This window comes from Paraburkholderia madseniana, assembly GCF_009690905.1.
GTDB lineage: Bacteria > Pseudomonadota > Gammaproteobacteria > Burkholderiales > Burkholderiaceae > Paraburkholderia > Paraburkholderia madseniana.
The window spans coordinates 1-3,533 of the sequence record NZ_VOSW01000224.1 but is presented as its reverse complement, the minus strand read 5'-3'; the positions used below and the strand labels follow the sequence as shown (position 1 = coordinate 3,533).

Annotated in this window: 3 protein-coding genes; all 3 read right to left on the bottom strand. The window is 58.8% G+C overall.

From position 1 onward, the window contains the following. Positions 1-146: 146 nt before the first annotated feature. The 3 genes from FSO04_RS45230 to FSO04_RS45220 are packed head-to-tail and all read right to left on the bottom strand — an operon-like array spanning position 147 to position 3,392. Positions 147-1,136: a site-specific integrase gene (locus FSO04_RS45230; RefSeq protein WP_233465461.1), complete on the bottom strand. Its 990-nt coding sequence runs from the start codon at positions 1,134-1,136 to the stop codon at positions 147-149. 17 nt (positions 1,137-1,153) lie between these two features. Continuing rightward, positions 1,154-2,137 (bottom strand): tyrosine-type recombinase/integrase, encoded by a 984-nt coding sequence (locus tag FSO04_RS45225; protein WP_154567904.1) that lies wholly within the window; start codon positions 2,135-2,137, stop codon positions 1,154-1,156. Further along, the gene (locus FSO04_RS45220) at positions 2,127-3,392 is read right to left on the bottom strand and encodes a site-specific integrase (protein ID WP_166618395.1); all 1,266 of its coding nucleotides are present in this window, start codon (positions 3,390-3,392) and stop codon (positions 2,127-2,129) included. The genes FSO04_RS45225 and FSO04_RS45220 overlap by 11 nt, the downstream gene beginning before the upstream one ends. Positions 3,393-3,533: the final 141 nt, after the last annotated feature.

The window sequence follows — 3,533 nt, the reverse complement described above, 5'->3', positions numbered from 1 at the left end:
GCAATATTACCGGCCGAAAGTTGTTATGTGCAGTCTCGAATCCCGCTCGCGATAGCAAAGGTTTCCGGTCGTAGGAACTCTACATAAAAGTTGGACAGGATGGGGAGGCCCGCAGCCAACAAACGACATGCGTAACCTCCGCTGTCCTACAACGAATGCAGCCATTCGAGCAGCGTCTTGTTCTGCTGCCAGGATGGGATCTTTGGAAGCGGTGCACCGTCGGTGGCTTTCTCGAGAGCCTTGCGCTTCATCTCAAGATTTGCGCGAGCATAGATCTCCGTTGTCTTCACATCGGCGTGACCCAGGAAGTCGCGGATGATCTCGAGCGGGACGCCACTTTGCAGCAGGTGCATTCCCTTGGTGTGCCGCAGGCTGTGAGGACTCACCCGCTGCGTGAAGTCGGGGTGACTTTGCCGTACAGGAATCACATACTTTTGCAGGAGATAACGTACACCCGAACGCGATAACCGTGTGCCTTGCCGGTTCTGGAAGAGTGGCTTGCCGGCGTGTTCAGGACGATCGAGGTTGTTGTCGCGTCGATACTGGCGCAGCAGTTCGACTGTCGAGTCCATCAGGGGCACGGCGCGCAACTTGCGACCCTTTCCCATGAGCCGCACCTGCGATGGAGGATCCAGGCGCACGTCCCCGGCGTTCAGGTCAATCAGCTCCTGTACCCGGGCACCCGTGTCATAGAGTACGCTTAACATCACTGCATCCCGGCGCCCCTCAGCCGTACGCAGGTCCGGTTGCGCGAGAAGCTGCGCAAGGTATTCCCTGGAGAGGTAACCGACGTTGGGGCGCGGCTGTCGCCGCAACGGAATCGCGAGGACCTGCTGACACTGCAGCAGGCGCTCGGGTACTTCCGACTGTACGTACCGGAAGAACGCGTGCAACGCCGCGAGACGATGATTCAGTGTGCTGATCGAAACGCGCCGGTCGTTGGCCAGGTGATCAAGGAATGCCTCGACCAGGGGTACGTCGATCTGTGCCAGAGACAGACGCTCCAGTGCGATTCCCCGCACGTCGCGACAGAATCGCAGCAGCAGGGTGAAGACGTCGCGATAGGCCTTGATCGTGTTGGGGCTCAGGTTGCGCTGTGCGGCCAGATGGTGCGTCAGGAAGCCGGTCACGAGCATGGAGAAATCCGTCGGTTTCATGATCCGTTCCTCCGCGGGATGACATCACCGAAGGCGGCGCTGGTGCGCGCCGTGATCTCCGGAAACAGTTCGGCGATCAGATGCAGATAGCGCTGCGTTCCGGCGAGGGAGCGATGGCCCATGTAGGTCGCCAGCACCGGGAGCTTCGCATCGAGGTCGGCTCCCTCCTGGCACCATCGCAGCAACGTATGAACGGCAAAAACATGACGAAGATCATGTAAGCGCGGCCCCTTGCCTCTGCCGGCATGCGGGATCCCGCAGCGCAACAGCAGCTCCCGGTACAGCCAGTAGACGGCCGGGTGGCTCAACGGGCCGTCGGATGGCGAAGGGAAGAAGTAGGCATCGGACGGGCGATCGCCCATGACTTGCGCGAAGGTTCGAAGGCGCTGTACCAGGGGCAAGGCTGGGGGAACGAGCCTGTCCTTTCGAAATTTGCCCTCACGCACTGTCAGGACTCCCCGGACAAGGTCAACGTCGGCCACCCGCAGGTGCAGCACCTCGCCAATCCTCAGGCCGCAGCCATACAGGAGCCGGAGCACTTCCGGCATGATGAGATGCCGCATAGGGGATCGTGCGGTCGGTGTCAGCTGGTCAGCCGCCTGGAACAGCCGCTGAATCTCGGCGTGGGTCAGAATGCGTGGCGAGAAACTGTCAGAGCGCCTTGCCGTCAGCGATCGATCCGGCACATCCGCAGAATATCCAAGCCGACACATGAACAGGGCGAATTGGCGAACTGCGCAGATACGATGATCGTGGGTGCCCTTACTCTCGTGGGGCCGTTTGGCGAGCCACTTGCGGCTGATCGCGCGCGGCAGCCCGCATTCCGATAGCGCTTCATCGCTGAGGAAGCGGTCAAAGCATGCCAGCAAGCGAGCTGGCTCATCATATCGATAACCACACGCCCGTTTCTCCTGGACGAACTGCTCCATAAGTGAGCCGACAGCGCTTCGGAACTGCCCCTTGAATCCGCTACTCGACATGGCGCATCTCCTCGGTGTTCAACGCGGCTGTGCGCAGGGTTTCCACGTCGGTCTTCGCGTAGATCAACGTCGATGCCGTCGTCGCATGCCCGAGGATGTCGCTGATGACTTGAAACGGTGTCTGTTCATGAAGCAGTCGTGTCGCGAGTGTGTGGCGTAGCGAGTGCAAACCATGGCGTTGTGGGCTCCGGAAGTGAATCCCGGCGAGGGTCTTCCAATGCTTGACGATGTAATGCAGGTTAGCGGCCTCACAGAAGGGTTGGAACGGCGCATTCAATGTGAGGAACACTTCTCGACGATCCGATTGAGGACGGCCCGACCTCAGATAGTCAATCAGCGCTTCGCCAACTTCCTCCGTTAATGGCAAACAAAGAGGTGCAAGGGTCTTCGACTGCTTAATCTCAATCGTGGCCGTCTCCCACTTCAGATCGTCGATGGATAGTGTCCGAATATCGCCCGCTCGCAATCCGAGGCGACAGGCAAGCAGAAGGATCGCGTAATCGCGCTTGCCTTTGGGCGAGGTTCTATCGACGACTTCGAGCAACCTGATCACGAGGTTCGGGTCCCAGACCGATGGAATAGTCGCATCGCGGGGAACGTGGACCACCGGCAAGACATGGCTGAGATCTTGCTGCAGAATTCCTCGCAGCAGAAGAAAGCGCAGAAAGCCACGCACATCGGAAACGATACGCGAGACGGACTTGGCCGCCAGGCGATGTTGCGAGGTCACAAATGCGCAGAGATCAGCCGGCTGCATCTGGTCAAAAAACGTGATATTCCTTGAACCAAGGAAATCCGCGAATATCGCGATCTCCCGCATCCGCTCGCGAAGGGTCGTTGTGCGAAGATGACGTCGATCCCGACAGTACAGTTCATAGTCGCGCAATGTCGTGCTCATGGGCGCCGGGACCTGGATCTTCTGCATGTCGGTGACGGTACGCTCAATGTGCCCGTCACGCGCAAAGTCCTCCAGCACCTTGAGGGCAAACACGATATGCCGTCGCCATCCCTGCCGTGAGTTCAGGCATTCACCCTCATACATCTGATACGCAGTGCAAAACTGTTCCGCCAGCTCCTGTGAATACCGATCTTCCACGCTCATCTCGTGACAAAACCCGATGAGATGTCGCCAGACTGCGCGATAGCGCGCGAGCGTTCGTCTGCTGTAGTGAAGCCTCTCCAGTTCGCCCACGGCACCAGCAACGAACTGCTGCAACGGCAGGAGGCTTGAAACTTGATGGGTTGACTTCTCCATGATCGAACTCCTCAAAAAAGGCGATCCCGACGGCCGCCCGAAGCCCATCATGAAACTTTATGTGCAGTAGTTCAGACCTGATGCCTCGCTCGCGATGCGTTTGACGTCGCTACTCTACATAACGATCTACTGTCGGTAATA

What these genes read in the sequence shown, in the direction of transcription:
- FSO04_RS45230 (WP_233465461.1), bottom strand. Translation starts at nt 1,136, where the DNA reads ATGCTCGTGACCGGCTTCCTGACGCACCATCTGGCCGCACAGCGCAAC.
- FSO04_RS45225 (WP_154567904.1), bottom strand. Translation starts at nt 2,137, where the DNA reads ATGTCGAGTAGCGGATTCAAGGGGCAGTTCCGAAGCGCTGTCGGCTCA.
- FSO04_RS45220 (WP_166618395.1), bottom strand. Translation starts at nt 3,392, where the DNA reads ATGGAGAAGTCAACCCATCAAGTTTCAAGCCTCCTGCCGTTGCAGCAG.